General features: G+C 66.3%; 15 protein-coding genes. 4 read left to right on the forward strand and 11 right to left on the reverse strand.

Translation table 11 applies throughout. The features are described from left to right. Positions 1-128: 128 nt before the first annotated feature. From murD to ACDH77_RS13945, 4 genes are read right to left on the reverse strand one after another with little or no spacing between them, the layout of a single operon-like run. The gene (gene murD / locus ACDH77_RS13930; RefSeq protein ID WP_372353505.1) at positions 129-1,535 is read right to left on the reverse strand and encodes a UDP-N-acetylmuramoyl-L-alanine--D-glutamate ligase; all 1,407 of its coding nucleotides are present in this window, start codon (positions 1,533-1,535) and stop codon (positions 129-131) included. After that, positions 1,516-2,871 carry a UDP-N-acetyl-alpha-D-muramoyl-L-alanyl-L-glutamate epimerase gene (gene murL, locus ACDH77_RS13935; protein ID WP_218488523.1) on the reverse strand — a complete coding sequence of 452 codons (1,356 nt, stop codon included), beginning with the start codon at positions 2,869-2,871 and terminating at the stop codon, positions 1,516-1,518. Before murL ends, murD begins: the two co-directional genes overlap by 20 nt. Continuing rightward, the gene (locus tag ACDH77_RS13940) at positions 2,868-3,326 is read right to left on the reverse strand and encodes a hypothetical protein (protein ID WP_218488521.1); all 459 of its coding nucleotides are present in this window, start codon (positions 3,324-3,326) and stop codon (positions 2,868-2,870) included. The genes murL and ACDH77_RS13940 overlap by 4 nt, the downstream gene beginning before the upstream one ends. Beyond that, complete coding sequence (locus ACDH77_RS13945; protein ID WP_046931898.1) at positions 3,310-5,919, reverse strand: bifunctional aspartate kinase/diaminopimelate decarboxylase; 2,610 nt, start codon at positions 5,917-5,919, stop codon at positions 3,310-3,312. The genes ACDH77_RS13940 and ACDH77_RS13945 overlap by 17 nt, the downstream gene beginning before the upstream one ends. A gap of 211 nt (positions 5,920-6,130) precedes the next feature. On the opposite strand from ACDH77_RS13945, the gene ACDH77_RS13950 reads away from it, so the two are divergent. Beyond that, the gene (locus tag ACDH77_RS13950; RefSeq protein ID WP_008571818.1) at positions 6,131-7,009 is read left to right on the forward strand and encodes a PhzF family phenazine biosynthesis protein; all 879 of its coding nucleotides are present in this window, start codon (positions 6,131-6,133) and stop codon (positions 7,007-7,009) included. 31 nt (positions 7,010-7,040) lie between these two features. Then, the gene (locus ACDH77_RS13955; RefSeq protein ID WP_218488520.1) at positions 7,041-7,922 is read left to right on the forward strand and encodes a PhzF family phenazine biosynthesis protein; all 882 of its coding nucleotides are present in this window, start codon (positions 7,041-7,043) and stop codon (positions 7,920-7,922) included. 263 nt (positions 7,923-8,185) lie between these two features. On the opposite strand, the gene ACDH77_RS13960 is transcribed toward ACDH77_RS13955, so the two are convergent. The 5 genes from ACDH77_RS13960 to ACDH77_RS13980 form a co-directional block, all read right to left on the reverse strand. Beyond that, positions 8,186-8,785 carry a glycine zipper 2TM domain-containing protein gene (locus tag ACDH77_RS13960; RefSeq protein ID WP_008571821.1) on the reverse strand — a complete coding sequence of 200 codons (600 nt, stop codon included), beginning with the start codon at positions 8,783-8,785 and terminating at the stop codon, positions 8,186-8,188. A gap of 152 nt (positions 8,786-8,937) precedes the next feature. After that, on the reverse strand, positions 8,938-9,372 hold the full coding sequence (locus ACDH77_RS13965) for an OsmC family protein (RefSeq protein WP_005913281.1): 435 nt from the start codon (positions 9,370-9,372) through the stop codon (positions 8,938-8,940). Between the two features lie 304 nt (positions 9,373-9,676). Next, the gene (locus ACDH77_RS13970; RefSeq protein ID WP_008571822.1) at positions 9,677-10,624 is read right to left on the reverse strand and encodes an aspartate carbamoyltransferase catalytic subunit; all 948 of its coding nucleotides are present in this window, start codon (positions 10,622-10,624) and stop codon (positions 9,677-9,679) included. A gap of 13 nt (positions 10,625-10,637) precedes the next feature. After that, positions 10,638-11,105, reverse strand: a complete 468-nt coding sequence (ruvX, locus tag ACDH77_RS13975) for a Holliday junction resolvase RuvX (RefSeq protein WP_218488519.1) — start codon at positions 11,103-11,105, stop codon at positions 10,638-10,640. Next, positions 11,098-11,664, reverse strand: a complete 567-nt coding sequence (locus ACDH77_RS13980; protein ID WP_003489930.1) for a YqgE/AlgH family protein — start codon at positions 11,662-11,664, stop codon at positions 11,098-11,100. The genes ruvX and ACDH77_RS13980 overlap by 8 nt, the downstream gene beginning before the upstream one ends. 276 nt (positions 11,665-11,940) lie before the next feature. On the opposite strand from ACDH77_RS13980, the gene ACDH77_RS13985 reads away from it, so the two are divergent. Together ACDH77_RS13985 and ACDH77_RS13990 are read left to right on the forward strand one after the other, a co-directional pair. Further along, complete coding sequence (locus tag ACDH77_RS13985) at positions 11,941-12,513, forward strand: DNA-3-methyladenine glycosylase I (protein WP_184419895.1); 573 nt, start codon at positions 11,941-11,943, stop codon at positions 12,511-12,513. Positions 12,514-12,520: 7 nt separating this feature from the next. Continuing rightward, a complete protein-coding gene (locus ACDH77_RS13990; protein ID WP_014090666.1) occupies positions 12,521-13,447 on the forward strand; it encodes a DUF72 domain-containing protein in 927 nt (308 codons plus the stop codon). Between the two features lie 173 nt (positions 13,448-13,620). On the opposite strand, the gene ACDH77_RS13995 is transcribed toward ACDH77_RS13990, so the two are convergent. Both ACDH77_RS13995 and ACDH77_RS14000 read right to left on the reverse strand, forming a co-directional pair. Further along, entirely contained in the window at positions 13,621-14,295 is a 675-nt protein-coding gene (locus ACDH77_RS13995) for a YitT family protein (RefSeq protein ID WP_008571826.1), read from the reverse strand. Positions 14,296-14,798: 503 nt separating this feature from the next. After that, positions 14,799-15,929, reverse strand: coding sequence for a PilT/PilU family type 4a pilus ATPase (locus tag ACDH77_RS14000; RefSeq protein ID WP_008571827.1), 1,131 nt, complete (start codon positions 15,927-15,929; stop codon positions 14,799-14,801). Positions 15,930-16,017 lie beyond the last annotated feature (88 nt).

Raw genomic sequence — 16,017 nt, forward strand, 5'->3', positions numbered from 1 at the left:
AGGCAACGAGCACCCATCGGTGGTAGGAGAACAGCGCGCAGGCACAGCGGTGTGCGAGCGGCACATACCATTGCCGAGCATCGGCCATGCCCACCAGCCGATGAGTGCAGCCGGTGCGTTAGCCGCCTTCAGTGCACACCCAGTCCGTCAATCGCGCTGATTGCCGCCGGGTCGAACCCTGCCAGCTGCGCGAAGTGGCGGCCGCGCGCAACATAGTCGCTGTAGGCGCCGAAGCTGGGCGCCCCGGGCGAGAGCAGCACCACACCGCCCTGCTGGCCCAGCGCAGCGCGCGCCAGTCCCATGGCGTGTTCGAGATCGTTGGCCGCATGCAGGCCGAAGTGCCCCGCCTCGGCCAGCGGCGCCAGCAATGCATGGATGCGTGGGCCGTTGGCGCCCATGGTCACGATTTCCAGCGGCGCCTGCCGCGCCATCTGCTGGGCGAAATCGTGCCAATCCAGCCCGCGATCATGGCCACCGACCAGTAGTGCCACGCGTCGCTGCGCAAAGCACGCCAGGGCAGCCAGCGATGCATGCGGCGTGGTGCTGATGGAATCGTTGACGTAGCTGATGCCGTCCACGCTGCCGAGCAACTGCAGGCGGTTGGGCAATGGACGAAAGCTCGCTGCCGCCGGCGCAAGTGCCGCCGCATCCAGGCCCAAGGCCTCTACCGCCGCCAGCACCGCGCACAGGTTGCGGCGGTTGTGCTCGCCCGGCAGCGGCACATCGGCGGTATCGAAAATGGCCTGTTCGCCGCGATAGACCACGTCGCCACGCAGATGCCAACCGGCGGAATGATTGAACCAACGCACCTGGCTATCCGGCAACAGCAGGCCGGCAAGCAGCGGGTCGGCAGCGTTGAGCAAGGCGATCCGCGGCCGGCCTTCGGTCACCAGCGACAGCTTGTCGCGCACATAGCGTGCCTCATCGCCGTGCCAGTCCAGATGCTCGGGAAACAGATTCAACACCAGTGCCAGTTCCGGGCGCGCGCCGCTGCGCCCGACATCACCGGTCTGGTAGCTGGACAACTCGATCGCCCAATACGCCGGCGGCGGCTGCGGTGCCAGCACTTCCAGCAAGGGCTGGCCGATATTGCCGACCAACGCGGTGCGATGCCCGGCCGCGCGCAGCAGGTGCGCCAGCAGCGCCGTGGTGGTGCTCTTGCCCTTGGTGCCGGTGACGCAGATGACACCGGGCACGCTGCCGTCCGCCTGCGCGTGTTCGGCAAACCACAGCGCGGTGCCGCCGATGAAGCACGTGCCCTGCGCGGCGGCGACCAATGCCTCGGCGCGATACGGGCTGATGCCGGGCGACTTCACGACGATCTCGAATCGCCCCAGCGCCTGCGCGCTGGCAGCGGTTTCCACCTGCAAGGCCGCATCTTCCAGCGCATCGATCTCGCGCGCCTCTTCGGCGTTGCAGAACACCGTCAGCGCTTGCGTCGGCAGGCGCGCCCGCAGCGCACGGTACGCCGCGCGTCCTTCACGCCCCCAGCCCCACAACGCAACGGTCTTGCCTTCAAGCTGCGAAATTCGCATGCACGCGCTCCCACAGCGCCGGCGGAATCCGGTGCTCGCCATCGATGGCCATGAGTGGCTCGACCTGCAGATCATTTGGGTCGAGCTGCGGCTGGATGTCGCGGATGAAGCGCTTCACCAACGCGTCCTCCTTCCACTCCGCGCGGCTGGCCAGCACCGCCATCGCCGCGCGCGATTCACGGCCTTCGCCCACGCATTCGAACGGCTTGTGGTCCTGGAATTCCAGCAACGCGTCGTAGCCGCCGGCCTGGGTCGCATCGTCGAGCAGATTGCGCCCGAAGATGTTGACCAGCCGTGTCTTGGGCATGAACGGCGCCAGCGCCAGGAACACGAAATGGCACTTCGGGCACACGCCGCACCAGCGATGCACGGGGCGCTCGCCCATGATGTGGAAGTTGCGGTTGCAGCTGGAAAAATGCGCGTCGTAGTGATCGGTCTTGGCGAACTGCCGCGCCACCGCCAACTCCGAGAGCGGCCGCAGCAACGAGTAATAGCGCAGATCGGCTGCCACGTGCCGCTGCACGTACTCGCCGAACGCCTGTTCGAAGGCCCAGCCCTTGGACCACTGGTGATTGACCTCGCCGGTGCCGGGAATCTGGCTGCCGTAACTGGCCGAGCGTTCGTTGGAGAACACCACCTGGTCAACACCAGTGAGCAGCGCTGCGAGCACCAGAATGGCCGAGTTCACCGCGGTCACCGGGATATGCCCGTTCCACGCGCCCTGGCGGTTGAGTTCGAACAATTCCGGTGCCAGCACGCGGCCGATGTTGAGTACCGGCAACCCGGTGCGCTCTGCGCAGGCACGGATGAGTTGCGAACCGCCGATCCAGCTCACGGTCTGCGCCAGGCCGGCCTGGCGCAGCGCCTCGATGCTGACCAGCGAATCCTTACCGCCGCCGATCGCCACCAGCGCATGCTCGCGCAACCCCACTGCCGGCGCGGCGGCAGTGGCCTGCGCCGCCACCGGAAAGTGGATCTTGCCGTGCAGATCCAAGCCATTGCGGTAGGCAAATTCGCCCAGGCCGTGCAGATACACGCTTTCCACCAGCGCGGCCGTCTCGGCATCGATGCCGTAGCTGTCGATGGCGATGTTCGGCGGCACCGCGGCCTTGAAATAACTGACCCCTGCAATGAGATGCAGCAGCCGCAGCGCCTGTTGCACGGCAGTCGCCTGCGCGCCCTCCAGCACGAACGGAGCGCCCGGCACCGCAACGGTCTCGACCAGCTCCGGGCCTTGATCGAAGGCATACACCAGCGTCGCCACGCCGGTCTGCGCGTCGAGTGCGCAACGCACGAAACGGAAGGTGGACATCTGATGTTTGTCGAAAGCGCTCATGGACTACCTGCAGAAACACGTACACGACGCAGATAACGTCGGCACAGGACATATTCAATCATGGAAAACGGCACCGCCGCCCAAAGCAACGGCAGGCAACCGATCACGAACAACAGCAGCATCACATCCGGGCGAATTACCGTTGCGTCGCCGGTGATGGCCAACGCGACCAGCAGATACAGCAGCAACGCCGGCAGATAGCCAAGCGCACTCAACACCACGGTGCGCAATGCCATGCCGCCGGCGCGCTGCGCGCGTGCCTGCCGGGCACGCCGACGTTGCCAGAACGCTGCGCTCCACGCGCCGAGGCCGGCAGCGACCAATGCGGGGATTGCCCACTTCAAGCTGTCGGTCCACGGGGTCGGTTGCCCGGCGATATCGATGGCGGTGGAAAACACCATCGCCACGCCACCGGCCAACGTGCTGAGTGCGACGAACTCAGCCAGTGGACGCATCGATCACCTCTTCGCGCGGCAATTCGCGCTGATTGTAGGTGCTGGCCATCGTGTAGCCGTAGGCACCGGCATCGGCGACCAGCACCACATCGCCCGGTGCAGTGGCCGCTGGCAGCCGGCGACGCTTGCCGAACACGTCCGACGATTCGCAGATCGGCCCGACGATATCGAACATGCCATCGGCCGGCGCGTCGAGTTGGCTGAGGTTTTCGATGTCGTGCCAGGCGTCGTACAACGCCGGGCGAATCAAGGTGTTCATGCCCGCATCCAGGCCCACGCGGTGCACGCCGTCCTTCTCGATCACCTGGGTGACGCTGGCCAGCAAGACGCCGGCTTCGGCCACCAGATAGCGGCCCGGCTCGATCGCCAGGCGGTAGCCAGGATGCACCGCCTTGACCTCGGCCAGGCCCTTGGCCCACACCTCCAGATCGAACGGCTCGTCTTCGGCGCTGTACGGAATCGGCAGGCCGCCGCCGATGTCGATGGTCTCTACCGTGCCGATGCGACGCGCGAAGCCGGCCAACTCGTCGTACATCATCCGCCAGTGCTCGCCGGTCTCCACGCCACTGCCCAGATGCGCATGCACGCCGGTGATGGTGACCTCGAGCGTGCGCGCCACATCGACGAATTCATCAACGCGCGTGGACGACAGGCCGAACTTGGACGCCTTGCCGCCGGTGTTGACCTTCTCGTGATGGCCGTCGCCGTGCCCCAGGTCGATGCGCAGCCAGATCGTGCGGCCACGGAACACCTCGGGCCAGTTGCGCAGCGCTTCGACGTTGTCCACGGTCACCGTCACGCCCAGCGCGAAGGCCGCTTCGTATTCGGCCTTGGGCGCAAAGCTCGGCGTGAACAGCACGCGCCGCGGCGACAACTCCGGCAGCGCCTGGAAGACGCGGCGCAATTCGCCCTGCGAAACGCACTCCAGCCCGAAGCCGGCCTGTTCCAGCGCCATCAAGATGGCCGGATGCGCGTTGGCCTTGATCGCGTAATAGCGCTGATCCACCGCGGCAATCTGCGCCAGCGCATGCGCACGCGCACGCACCGTGGGCAGGTGGTACGCGTAACGCGGCGTCCCGGCCTTGGACAGCGACAGCAGATGCGCGCGCTCGGCATGCCACCACGGCGTGGGACGCGGACGTACCGAGCCGATGATCTGCCGCCAGCGCGGGCCGAACACCTCGCCCTCGCTGACCGGCATTGCACCGCTGTCGATCAGTTCGGCATGCAGGATCGGCAGCAAACCGTCGGCATCGGCTTCGTCGATGACGAAGGTCAGGTTCAAGTCGTTGGACGACTGCGAAATCATGTGCACGCGCTCCTGCCCGAACGTGGCCCACACGTCGGAGAGCTTGTGCAGCAGCGAACGCATGCCGCGCCCGACCAGGGTGATGGCCGCGCAAGGAACGATGATCTTGACCTTGCAGATCTGCGACAGATCGGCCGACAACGCCGCCAGCACGTCGGTGTTGACCAGGTTTTCCGAAGGATCCAGCGACACGGTGACGTTGGTCTCGGCCGAACCGATCAGATCCACCGACAGGCCATGCTTCTTGAACAGCGTGAACACGTCGGCCAGGAAGCCGACCTGCTGCCACATGCCGATACCTTCCATCGACACCAGCACGATGCCGTTGCGGCGGCTGATCGCCTTGACGCCCAACACCGGTTCGGCATTGCCGTCGATGCTGGTGCCCGGCAGATCGGGGCGCTCGGTGTCCAGGATCGCCATCGGCACGCCGGAATCGCGGCACGGCTTGATCGAACGCGGATGCAGCACCTTGGCGCCGGTGGTGGCGATTTCCTGCGCTTCGTAATAGTCCAGCCGGGTCAGCAGCCGCGCGTCCGGCACTTCCTTCGGGTTGGCGCTGAACATGCCGGGCACATCGGTCCAGATTTCCACGCGGCTGGCGCCGAGCAGCGCACCGAAGTACGCCGCCGAGGTATCCGAACCGCCACGGCCCAGAATCGCGGTGCCGCCATCGGCATGACGCGAAATGAAGCCTTGCGTGATCAGCAAGCGTGTCGGTTGCGCGGCGAAACGCGTGCGCCAATCGGCATCGGACTGCCACTGGCACGACACCGACAGCCGCTTGGACCACTCGCTCTGATTCGGCTGCGGGGGCAGCGCCGACAGCCATTGGCGCGCATCCAGCCAGCCCATGTCCAGGCCGCTGGCATGCAGGTACGCCGCACCGATGGTGGACGACAGCAACTCGCCCTGCCCCAGCACCTCGGCCTGCCAGTCCAGCGTGCGCATTGCAGCGCGCGCGTCGCCCAGCAACGCATGCAGTGCGGCCAGTCGCTCGCCCAGCACCGCATCGGCGTCCAGTTCGAGCTCGGCCAGAAACTCACGATGGCGTTGGTCCAGTGCCGCCATGCGCTGTGCGCTATCGGCGGCGCCGTCGGCAATGGCGGTGAGCTCGTTGGTCACGCCCGACAATGCAGACACCACCACCAGCACGCGACCGCCGGTCTGGTTCGCCCGTTTGCCCGCCAGTTTTCCAATCGTGTCCCAGCGATGACGACGCGACACCGAAGTGCCGCCGAACTTGAGGACGATCCAACGATCGGTAGAGTGGGGAGCTGACATTGAGATAGGCGTTTAGGATGGGGGGGGGGGGGGGGGGGGGGGGGGGGGGGGGGAAGATGCCCGGGATGCCGAGCGGAACCTCTGATTCTACTGCCAATGCCGCTGACATGACCCCGCGTGCGATCACAGCGCTCCGGTCGCCACGTCCACTGCCGTATCGGTTTGCACTGCAACCATCGCCGCGCCCTCCTTCGATCGAGATGTCCCCACCATGAGCAAGCACCGCTATCTGCAACTGGATGTTTTCGCCGCCCGGGCCGGCAGCGGCAACCCGCTGGGCGTGGTCTTCAATGCAGAGACGTTGTCGTCTGCGCAGATGCAGCAGATCGCCGCGTGGCTGAATCTGTCCGAGACGGTCTTCTTCCTGCCGGTCAGCGTGCCCGATGCCGATTACCACATCCGCATCTTCACCCCACGTGCCGAGCTACCGTTTGCCGGCCACCCCAGCGTCGGTGCCGCGTGGGCGGCGGTGACCCACGGCGTGACCGCGTACAAGCCCGACGGCCGGCTGCGCCAGCAATGCGCGGCTGGCGTGCTGCCGGTGGACGTGTTCGAGCGGCACGGCGCCTTGCTGGTGCGGCTGCGCGCCCCGCGCGCACGCCCCATCGACACGGGCGACACGTACGCCGAGGCGCTGCGTGGCGCCTGCACTGGCCTGCGCGTCAGCGCGCAGCCGGCCGCACTCTGGAACAACGGCCCGAACTGGTGGTTGCTGGAATTGGCCGACGCGCAGGCGATACGGCAGGCAGTCCCGGAGCTTGCCGCCATTGCGCGCCTGACCCAGGCCAGCGCCGCCGTTGGCCTGGCCATCTACGCGCCCGTGCACGATGGCGATGCCGACTTGGCCGTCCGCGCGTTCTGCCCGGGCGATGGCATTGCGGAAGACCCGGTCACCGGCAGCGCCAATGCCTGTATTGCCGCCCGCCTGCATGGCGAGGGCCGCCTGCCCGGAGCGCAGTCGCGCTACGTCGCCAGTCAGGGCCGCGAGGTTGGCCGCGACGGCCGCGTCCAGGTGGAGGTGGACGCGGAAGGCGAAGTCTGGATTGGCGGAGCGACGCTGCAGGTGATCGACGGCCGCATCGATTGGTAAGCTGCCGCGCCTTTACTGCGGATCGACGCCCATGACCACTCGCCGTTTCCTGCAACTGGATGTGTTCTCCGCCCGCCCCGGCAGCGGCAATCCGCTGGCGGTGGTGCTGGATGCGCAGGGTCTGGACGATGCGGCGATGCAGGCCATCGCACGCTGGACCAAACTGCCGGAGACCACCTTCGTCTTTCCCGCCGAAAGCACGCACAGCAGCTACCGGCTGCGCATGTTTTCGCCGCAGAAGGAGGTGCCGTTTGCCGGCCATCCCAGTGTGGGCACTGCGCATGCCGTGCTCGAGGCCGGCCTGGCCGCACCACAGGATGGCGTCCTGGTGCAGGACGGCATCGCCGGCCGGTTGCCGCTGCGTGTGGAGCAGCGCGGCGGCCACCGCAGCATCGCGATCCGCACGCCACGCGCACGCGTGGCCGAGCAGGTGGATGCCAACGATCCGCGCCTGCGCGATGCCTTGCAGGGCTGGCCGCTGGGGACGCTGCCGCCTGCGCTGATGGACGGCGGCCGCACCTGGTGGGTGGTGGAACTGGCAAGCGAAGCCGCGCTGCGCGGCCTGCAGCCGGACTGGGACGCGATTGCCGGGTTGGCAGAATCCACCGGCAGCATGGGCGTGTTTGCGTATGCACGCGCCGGCGCACCGGGCGCCTACGATCTGGCAGTACGTGCCTTCGTCGGCAATGGCCGGCGCTTCGAAGATGCGGCGTCCGGCGCGGCCAATGCGGTCCTGGCCGCATGGCTGGACAGCCGTGACGCATTGCCCGGCACCGACCGTCGCTACACGGTCAGCCAGGGCCGCGAAATCGGCTTCGATGCCCTGTTGGAACTGCATATCGATGCCGACGGCGACGTGTGGTCGGGTGGCCAGGTGCAGACGGTGATTCGCGGCACGCTGGACTGGGCTTAGGGCGGCAGCAGCGCTGCTGCGCTGGATTCAACGCAGCGGGTGGCCTGCAGGTGCTGCCAATTTCTGATCACCGCCGGTGCACCGCGCATCGGCGCTTGTGTGAAACAGCAAGGCGCCTCGCATCGATCAGCGCCCACGCCTGGTTGACGCGCCATTGCTGCCGGCAATCGCTCCGCCAAACGCAAAAACGCTGCGGTTGCCCGCAGCGTTCTGTTTAGCCCGATGCCGGAACCACCAGCGGCACCGCATGCATCCGGCACTGATCAGTCGGGGCGCACGTCGACGCGCACACGGATTCGGTCGCCCGGGTTGTAATCGCTACGCGTGTGGTACATGCGGCCGGCGTATTCGTAGGTGACGTCGTAGCCATCCACGCGGTCGCGTTCACGGCGGTAGGACACCGGCTCGCAGACCCTCACGTTGCCCTGGTAGGTGCGGTGATTGGCTTCATAGATCGAACGGCCCGCCGCGACGCCCGCCATGGTGCCCACGGCGGTACCGACCAGACGACCATTGCCGCCGCCGACCTGGCTGCCGAGCACGGCACCCGCAATACCACCGATGACACTGGCCACGCCACGATTGGACACACCGGCTTGGGTATAGCCGCCGTCGCGGTAATACCCGTCGTTGCTCGTGTAATAACCGTCGGCGGGACGATCGTAGCAACGTTCGCTGGTGCGTTCGTTGTACGAGTCGGCAACGATGATCGGATCCACGCGCACGACGCGCGCATATTCGTAACGGCCATCCTCGTAGCCGCTGCGGCCGTAATCGCGGTAGCCGCTGTCATAGCGCTGCGCCGTGGCATTGCCCGCCACGGCCAGACCCATCACCAGAGCACCAAGCACGAGAGTTTTCATTGCGGCAGCTTCATAGGGAGGACACGCTGCCGATGCTCGTCCTGCGCCAGTGAAACCGCACTGAACCAAACCGGCCGTAAAAAGCCCTATTCAGGTTGCCGCCAGCTGCACGCGCCGGGCGCTTGCGCCGACGCGTCGTAGCGGTATTGGCGTTAGCTGGAAAACTCGGTTTCCAGGCTGATCGGCACCGCGCTCAGTGCCTTGGAGACCGGGCAATTCTTCTTGGCGGCGTCGGCCAGCTCGCGGAACTTGGCCTCGTCGATGCCGGGCACCACGGCCTTGAGCTTGAGGCGAATCTGCGACAACTGCGGGCCGCCTTCCATCGACAGATCCACATCGGCGCGCGTGTCCAGCGAGGCCGGCGGAAAACCGGCTTCGGTCAACTGCGCAGACAACGCCATGGTGAAACAGCCGGCATGCGCGGCGGCGATGAGTTCTTCCGGATTGGTGCCCTTCTCGTCGCCGAAGCGGCTGCTGAAGGCATAACGGGTGTTGTCCATCAAGCCGCTCTGCGGCGTGCTGAGCTGGCCCTTGCCGGTCTTGAGGTCGCCTTCCCAGTGGGCGGTGGCGTGACGTGAAATACCCATTGCGATCTCCTGCGCTGAAAGGAGCGCTCACGATAGGTGAGAGGGTGTTAGCTGGTGGTGCGGGGAATCGGGAATCGGGAATCGCAAGAGCAGATCGCGGGCACCTCGGGCAGCAAGCGACGTTTGTCTGCACGCATGATGTTGCGCATCGAACGCCACCGCGCGACCGACCACGGTGTACGTTCGGCGAGAAGCGGCTGCCTCTTCGCAGTCGACGCTTCATGGATCAAAGGCCACCGCGCGTTGGTTGCGCAGTGGGGGCGCCGCTCCTGGAGCGACTCACGATATGACGGCGCAGCCGCGCTTAGCCGAGCAGGGTTTCCAGCACGGCCATGCGTACGGCAACGCCATTGGCAACCTGACGCAGCACGCAGGATTGCGCGCCGTCGGCCACTTCATCGGTGATTTCAACGCCGCGGTTGATCGGGCCCGGGTGCAGCACCGCGGCGTCGCGGCCAGCACGCGCCAGACGCTCGCGGGTCAGACCATATTCGGCATGGTACTGCTCCAGCGAGGGCACCAGGCCTTCTTCCATGCGCTCGCGCTGCAGGCGCAGCATCATCAGCGCGTCGGCGCCTTCGAGCATGGCATCGAAATCCTGGCCGACCACGCAGCCCTCCAGTATGCCGTCGTCCGGCAGCAAGCTGGCCGGGCCGCAGACGCGGATCTCGCCAGCACCCAGCGTGCGCAAGGCATGCAGGTCCGAGCGCGCCACACGCGAATGCTTGACGTCGCCGACGATGACGACCTTGAGCTTGGAAAAATCGGTGCCCTTGGCCTGGCGCAGGGTGAGCATGTCGAGCAGGCCCTGGGTAGGATGCGCGCTGCGTCCGTCGCCGGCATTGATCAACGCGGTGCCCTCGCCCGCGGCGGCCGCCAGTGCTTCCACCGCGCCGTCGTCGGGGTGACGCACCACGAAGCCGCGCACGCCCATCGCTTCGAGATTCTTCAAGGTGTCGCGCGCGGTTTCGCCCTTGCGGGTGGATGAGGTGGATGCATCGAAATTGAGCACGTCCGCGCCCAGCCGCTGCGCCGCCAGATGGAAGGAGCTGCGCGTGCGCGTGGAGGGTTCGAAGAACAGCGTGCACACCGCCGTGCCCGCCAGCACGCTGCGCTTGCCCACGCGCCCCACCGCCGCATCGCGGATCTGGCCGGCGCGGTCGAGCAATTGCAGCAGCGTGGTGCGCGGCAGTCCTTCCAGGGTGAGCAGGTGGCGCAGGCGTCCGTCCGAATCGAGTTGCATGGTGGTCATCGCAGGTCGGGAGTCAAGGAAGAGAGGTGGCTTGGTCGGGCGCGGCCAACCAGCGTTCGACGATCACTGCGGCGGCCATCGCATCGAGTGCTTCGGCGTCGCGGCGGCGCTTGCGCCCATCCGCGCGCTCGCGCGCGAAACGCTGCGCAGCCTCGACCGAACTGGAGCGCTCGTCGATCAGGACAACCGGCAGCGCATAGCGCTCGCGCAGCTGGCGGCCGAACGCGTGTGCGCGCTTGCGGGCGGGTTGGTCTTTGTCGTCCAGCGTGAGCGGGTCGCCAATCACCAGGCCGTCCGGTCGCCACTGCTTGTACACGCGGTCCAACGCGACCCAGTCCGGGCCGTTGGCATGCACATTGATGACGGCCACCGCGCGCGCGCCGGCACCGAGCGCGGTTCCGACCGCCACGCCGATCCGGCGCGACCCCACGTCGAAGCCCAGCACCGTGCCATCGGGGCGAATCGCGCCCGCCTCAGGCATGCCCGGAATAATCCGTGAGCCGGAACAGGTCTACGCCGATACGCCCGGCAGCGGTCTGCCAGCGATCTTCCAGCGCGGTCGCAAACAGCACGTTGGCATCCGAGGGCGCGGTGAGCCAGCTGTTTTCGCCCAGCTCGAATTCCAGCTGGCCGGCACCCCAACCCGCGCAGCCCAGCGCGACCAGCGCATTGCGCGGGCCGTTGCCGGCCGCCATCGCCTCGAGGATGTCGCGCGAGGTGGTCAGGAACACGCCCTGCCCCACTTCCAGGCTGGAATCCCATTCGCGCGCATCGTCATGGATCACAAAACCGCGCTCAGGGTGCACCGGCCCGCCGCTGAGCACGACCTGCTCGCGCAGCGGCTCATCGTCGGTGTCGATGCCCATCTGCGACAACACTTCGCCCAGGGTGTATTCGGAAGGCCGGTTGACCAGCACGCCCATGGCGCCGTTCTCGTCGTGCTGACAGATCAGCGCGACGCTGCGCGAGAAGGTGGGGTCGGACAGCGCCGGAAGCGCAATCAGCAGTTGGTTGGCCAGAGGCGTGGGCAAAACAGACATGGCCGCATTCTAGCCGTTCGCTTCGCCGCGCGCAGAGCCGCTGCCATACTGGGCCTTGCCGGCGCCGGAAACGTGCGATGCCGCCGATGCGGCAGCCTTCGCGGCAGACCGCATGCGGCGCCTGACCGACACGTTCAGCTTGACCGCGATGCGTGCGAGTTGCAGCGCTGCAGCGGCGCAAACGGCCTCCCGGCCTCTGCGCTACTGCCGCTCGCCCGCCACGGCAGCGACCGGCGCGCGACTGGCAAGCCTCGCCCCACAACCACAGGCATCCACATGAGCGGTTACTGCAGCATCGCCCCAGGCCATCCGGTCCATGGCCACTACCACGATCACGAGTATGGCTTTCCGCAGCGCGACGAACGCGAGTTGTTCGAACGGCTGGTGCTGGAGATCAACCAGGCCGGACTGAGCTGGGAAACCATCCTGCGCAAGCGCGTCAATTTCCAGCGGGCTTACGACGGCTTCGACGTGGACGCTGTTGCGGCATATGGCGACCAGGACATCAGCAGGTTGATGGGCGATGCCGGCATCATCCGCAATCGCCTCAAGGTGCTGGCGGCCATCCACAATGCACAGGTCATCCAGGCGCTACGCGCCACGCACGGCAGCTTCGCGCAGTGGCTGGACGCCCACCACCCGCTCGACAAACCGGCCTGGGTCAAGCTGTTCAAGAAGACCTTCCGCTTCACCGGCGGCGAAATCACCGGCGAGTTCCTGATGAGCCTGGGCTACCTGCCCGGCGCACACCATGCCCGGTGCCCGGTGTTTGCGCAGATCCGGGCACTGGCGCCGCCCTGGCTGCAGGCGCAGACGCCGGCGAAAACGCGCACGGTCCAGCGCGGCTAGACACCTCTTGCACGGCGCACGCGAAATGCTCGGGGTCATGGCTATTCGCATCGGCATTTCCGGTTGGCGTTACGCACGCTGGCGCGGCACGTTCTATCCGGCTGGCCTGGCCCAGCGGCGTGAGCTCGAATACGCCGCGGGATGCTTTCCCAGCGTGGAAATCAATGGCTCCTTTTATTCGCTGCAGCGCCCGGACAGCTTCCAGCGCTGGCATGACGAAACGCCCGAGGACTTCGTCTTTTCGGTCAAGGGCCCGCGCTTCATCACCCACATGAAGCGCCTGCGCGATTGCGAGCAGGCGCTGGCCAACTTCTTCGCTTCGGGAATCTTGCGGCTGGGCGCCAAACTGGGCCCGGTCCTGTGGCAGCTACCGCCGACACTCCGGTTCGATGCCGAGCTGCTGGACGCATTTCTAGGCAGCCTGCCGCGCGACAGCGAGGCCGCGTTGGCGCGGGCGCGCAAGCGCGACACCGCGCTGATGCAGGGCCGCAGCGCCCTGGCAATCGATCGCAATCGGCCGATCCGTCACGCATTGGAAGTGCGTCACGACAGCTTCTGCGATCCAGCCTGCATGCGCCTGCTGCGGCGTCACAATGTCGCGGTGGTGGTCGCCGACACCGCAGGCAAATTCCCGTACCTGGAGGACGTCAGCGCCGATTTTGTCTATGTGCGTCTGCATGGCGATGCGCAGTTGTACGCCAGCGGCTACAGCGATACCGCACTGGATCGCTGGGCAGCACGCATCGCCGCGTGGGCCAGCGGAGCCGAACCGGACGATGCAGCCCGGGTCGGCGCACGCGCCCGCAAGCGCGCAATGCGCGATGTGTACTGTTATTTCGACAACGACATGAAGGTGCATGCACCGTTCGATGCGCGCGGGTTGATGCAACGGCTGCAGTTGCCTACCGATTGCCCGGCACGCGAAACCACCTAGAACTGCTGACAAACGACGGCGCTTGTCGCCAGGCGGGCCTGGCCGTTACACGGAAAGCGGCATGCATCGCTGGCACGCTGCGGTTCTGGCCGCGCCAGCCGCGCCCGCTAACCGTCTGCCCGCGACATCGTGCTAGCCGCTCCCGGACGCATGCGAGCGATCTTCGGCACGTATCACACGCCCATATAGCGGTGCGGGCGGTGATTGAACATCAGCACCAGACTCAGCATCAAGGCGCCGATGGCCGAATACAGCACCTTATCCGGGGTCAGCACGAAGAAGGCGACCAGCATGAGCATCGCGTCGAAGCTCATTTGCACCTTGCCCGCGCTCCAGCCACGCTCGCGCTGCAGGTACACCGCCAGGATGCCGATGCCGCCCAGGCTGCCGCGGTGGCGAATGAAGAACAAGATTCCCAGGCCAGACAGCGCGCCGCCGGCGATTGCCGAAAATGCCGTACTCATGTGCGCGTAGTCGGCCCAGCGCGGCAGCAGGTTGGTCAGCACGCCGCACGCGCCGACTGCCGCGAAGGTCTTCAGGGTGAATTCCCACCCCATCCGGCGCACGCTCAGCCAATAGAACGGCAGATTGACCAGCACGAACACCAGGCCGAAATTCCAGTGCAGCGCGTAGTGCAACAGGAAGGCCACGCCGGCCATGCCGCCGATCATCAGTCCGCCCTTGGCAAAGATGGCCAGACCGAGGGATGCAACCAGGGTCGCCAGCACCATGCCTTGCGCATCCTCAGCCACCGAATGATGGAAGGCGTGGTCGTCGGCGGCAGTCCCGGCCGAATCCGGCGGAGGAGTGAGCGGGCCGGCGGTGACCACGGCACCATCGTCGGGCAAGGGTTCTTGCTCCGGTCGCAGATCGGAATCGGGAAGGCTCACGGGCTTGGGCACTGCAGTGGGGTGCGATATTAGACACTATCGACCTACCCGGTTACATCTGAAACCGGGACGACGCCTCGCCAGCTCGCTGCGTGACAGGGGCGCCTCGGCCGGCCGTCGACCGCCGCCTCCTCCGCAGCACCCGGGCATGCCGGGACGGCGCGGCAACGGTATGGCCGGGCTTCTCGATCGTCGGCAGATGCGCGGACGATTCGAGCCGGGCCGTCTTCTTCTTTGGCGCGCTCAGGCGATTCCTCCACGCGGCGGCCCGGGCCGCGTCGTCGGTACGATCCTGGCGCAACGCTGGTCGCCACGCCCGGCACGAAATGGCAGCGGCACGCAGACGGGCTGGCGTCGCCGCGGCGCCAGCAGGTCAGTTCCGTGCACGCCCGGGCAGGTATCCGCGTTTGTTATCCGTCGACACTGGCACCCGTGCACGCGGGCACCGAAGCGTGCTGCACTCAGCGCACTTCGGAAATTTCCACACCGTCCAGGCCCTGCGACAAGGTCTTGGCATCGCCACCCTGCGAGAGCTTGATGCGCAGGCGTACTTCGTTCTGCGAGTCGGCGTAGCGCAGCGCATCTTCGTAACTGATTTCGCCGGCCTGGTAGAGCTCGAACAGGCTCTGGTCGAAGGTGCGCATGCCCAGGTTGGTGGACTCCTTCATGATCTCCTTGAGCTTGTGGATCTCGCCATCGCGGATGTAGTCCTGCACCAGCGGCGTGCCCAGCATGATTTCCATCGCCACGCGTCGGCCGCGGCCGTCCGGGGTCGGAATCAGCTGCTGCGCGACCACGCCCTTGAGGTTAAGCGACAGGTCCATCAATAGCTGGTTGCGCCGATCCTCTGGGAAGAAGTTGATGATGCGGTCCATCGCCTGGTTGGCGTTGTTGGCGTGCAGCGTGCACAGCACCAGGTGGCCGGTTTCGGCGAAGGCGATCGCATGGTCCATGCCTTCGCGGGTGCGCACCTCGCCGATCATGATCACGTCCGGCGCCTGGCGCAGGGTGTTCTTCAGCGCATTTTCCCAGCTGTCGGTGTCGATGCCGACCTCGCGCTGGGTGATGATGCAGCCCTCGTGCTTGTGCACGAATTCGATCGGGTCTTCGATGGTGATGATGTGCCCGGTGGAATTCTGGTTGCGGTAGCCGATCATCGCCGCCAGCGAAGTCGATTTACCGGTTCCGGTGGCGCCGACAAAGATGATGATGCCGCGCTTGGTCATCGACAGCGTCTTGATCACCGGCGGCAAGCTCAGCTCGTCCACGGTGGGGATGCGCGTTTCGATCCGGCGCAGCACCATGCCCACCTGATTACGCTGATAGAAGCAGCTCACACGGAAACGCCCGACCCCGGATACGCCGATGGCGAAATTGCACTCGTGGGTCTTTTCGAATTCCTCGCGCTGCGACGGCGTCATCACGTTCAACACCAGGTCGCGGCTCTGCTGCGCAGTCAGCGGGGTCTGGGTAATCGGGCTGATCTTGCCGTGCACCTTGATCGCCGGCGGCATGCCCGAGGTGATGAACAGGTCCGAGGCCTTCTGATGCGCCATCAGCTTGAGGAAGGAGGTGAAGTCGATGGTGCTCATGGCGTGCTCCTCTGGAGCAGGGATTCGGGAGTGGAGATTCGGGATTGGCAAGAGCGGGTCCGGCACGGGAAATCGCAGTTGCGAATCC

Source organism: Xanthomonas axonopodis pv. maculifoliigardeniae (assembly GCF_041519315.1).
GTDB classification, from domain to species: domain Bacteria; phylum Pseudomonadota; class Gammaproteobacteria; order Xanthomonadales; family Xanthomonadaceae; genus Xanthomonas; species Xanthomonas euvesicatoria.

Excerpts from the sequence above, each read along its gene's own strand:
- murD (WP_372353505.1), bottom strand. The coding sequence starts at position 1,535 with ATGCGAATTTCGCAGCTTGAAGGCAAGACCGTTGCGTTGTGGGGCTGG.
- murL (WP_218488523.1), bottom strand. The coding sequence starts at position 2,871 with ATGAGCGCTTTCGACAAACATCAGATGTCCACCTTCCGTTTCGTGCGT.
- ACDH77_RS13940 (WP_218488521.1), bottom strand. The coding sequence starts at position 3,326 with ATGCGTCCACTGGCTGAGTTCGTCGCACTCAGCACGTTGGCCGGTGGC.
- ACDH77_RS13945 (WP_046931898.1), bottom strand. The coding sequence starts at position 5,919 with ATGTCAGCTCCCCACTCTACCGATCGTTGGATCGTCCTCAAGTTCGGC.
- ACDH77_RS13950 (WP_008571818.1), top strand. The coding sequence starts at position 6,131 with ATGAGCAAGCACCGCTATCTGCAACTGGATGTTTTCGCCGCCCGGGCC.
- ACDH77_RS13955 (WP_218488520.1), top strand. The coding sequence starts at position 7,041 with ATGACCACTCGCCGTTTCCTGCAACTGGATGTGTTCTCCGCCCGCCCC.
- ACDH77_RS13960 (WP_008571821.1), bottom strand. The coding sequence starts at position 8,785 with ATGAAAACTCTCGTGCTTGGTGCTCTGGTGATGGGTCTGGCCGTGGCG.
- ACDH77_RS13965 (WP_005913281.1), bottom strand. The coding sequence starts at position 9,372 with ATGGGTATTTCACGTCACGCCACCGCCCACTGGGAAGGCGACCTCAAG.
- ACDH77_RS13970 (WP_008571822.1), bottom strand. The coding sequence starts at position 10,624 with ATGACCACCATGCAACTCGATTCGGACGGACGCCTGCGCCACCTGCTC.
- ruvX (WP_218488519.1), bottom strand. The coding sequence starts at position 11,105 with ATGCCTGAGGCGGGCGCGATTCGCCCCGATGGCACGGTGCTGGGCTTC.
- ACDH77_RS13980 (WP_003489930.1), bottom strand. The coding sequence starts at position 11,664 with ATGTCTGTTTTGCCCACGCCTCTGGCCAACCAACTGCTGATTGCGCTT.
- ACDH77_RS13985 (WP_184419895.1), top strand. The coding sequence starts at position 11,941 with ATGAGCGGTTACTGCAGCATCGCCCCAGGCCATCCGGTCCATGGCCAC.
- ACDH77_RS14000 (WP_008571827.1), bottom strand. The coding sequence starts at position 15,929 with ATGAGCACCATCGACTTCACCTCCTTCCTCAAGCTGATGGCGCATCAG.